Consider the following 1,277-nt stretch of genomic DNA (forward strand, 5'->3'; position numbering starts at 1 on the left):
CGCGATAAGTACCTTGCGCTTCCTTAGTGGTTAGTCGATGTGTACCCCCACAGTGGACTTTCACCACCTAGATAGTTGCCATGCCTGGCACACATAAAAAAGGATCTTCAATTGAAGATCCTTTTGTGATGATTGTTCAATTTAATCGCTCGATTATGAAGGAATACTTATTTCGAATTAACAATTAATCACGAATAACAATAGGGTTATATTGTTTCTTAGTATTTATTCAACTGGAGAAAGTTCACTTTCTATTACCCATTTATGATAGGTTACCTTTTCTCCTGTTTCAGTATCAGTGTAATCTACCATATATACGGTTGTTTTTTCTGCTGTATCAATGACAGCCGCAGCACCATCCATACCTTTCATATGTTTAGCGTTCAATACAACTTCATCACCTGGTTGAAACGGTTCATCACCAGCATTTTCAATTTCTTCGTGAATCACCCATTTATGATCCTCCTCTGGTTCACCACCAGTTGTTGGAGTATATGTAACAGTATAAACTGTTGTATCAAAGGCACCGGATATTGTAGCTTCAGCACCATTCATTCCAGACATATGTTCAGCATTGATAATAGCTTGGCTTCCAACAGGATAGGTAGGATTTTCTGCTTCTTTTAAGCCTTTTGGTACATCACTTGAACCCGAATGATTCATTCCTTCGTGACCTGAATGGGCATTAGAATCTTTTTCATTTATATCCATATTTTCGTGAAATTTAGTCTCTGTATTGGTGTCATCGTTTGGAGCCGATTTTTCATTTCCACTACAAGCTGCTAAAACCATAGTTGTCACTAAAACAAGCAACCCAATTATTAATTGCTTTTTTTTCATCGTTACAACCTCCACTCAAATATTTTAAATTTTTTCTTACAAACCATTCCCCTTAAAATATACCCCCATACGGTATTATAGCATGACCAAAAATTTAGATAAACTTTAATTTATTAAATGGCTCTTTAGTTGAATAAGGGTTTTAAAGAAAACATGAATACTCTATACATTTTTAGTTTACATAATCGGATGTTATCGGCATTCAAAAAGGACCTTCAAAATGGTCCTATCCCCGTCAAGTAGACAATTAATAAGAAGGTTCACTTATTAGGCAGCCTTAGCTCTATATTTAGTATGGCTGAGGTTATTTAATTTTTTTGAAAACGTTTATTGTTATAAAATTTAATATAATTTTTTACTGCTGCCTTAACCTCTTTTGAGGTCTCAAATTGGTAACGGTAAAAACATTCAGTTTTAAAGTGACTAAAAAAACTCTC

2 protein-coding genes are annotated in these 1,277 nt (G+C 34.6%); both read right to left on the reverse strand.

Annotation, left to right across the window (positions count from 1 at the left end; genetic code table 11):
- Nucleotides 1-225 precede the first annotated feature (225 nt).
- Nucleotides 226-840 (reverse strand): YdhK family protein, encoded by a 615-nt coding sequence (locus HNP81_RS23580; protein WP_182504190.1) that lies wholly within the window; start codon nt 838-840, stop codon nt 226-228.
- Nucleotides 841-1,148: 308 nt separating this feature from the next.
- A partial coding sequence (locus HNP81_RS24870; protein WP_182504191.1) for an IS3 family transposase occupies nt 1,149-1,277 on the reverse strand: 129 nt, incomplete at its 5' end.

Source organism: Peribacillus huizhouensis (assembly GCF_014138605.1).
Taxonomy (GTDB): Bacteria; Bacillota; Bacilli; order Bacillales; family DSM-1321; genus Peribacillus; species Peribacillus huizhouensis.

What these genes read in the sequence shown, in the direction of transcription:
- HNP81_RS23580 (WP_182504190.1), bottom strand. Translation starts at nt 840, where the DNA reads ATGAAAAAAAAGCAATTAATAATTGGGTTGCTTGTTTTAGTGACAACT.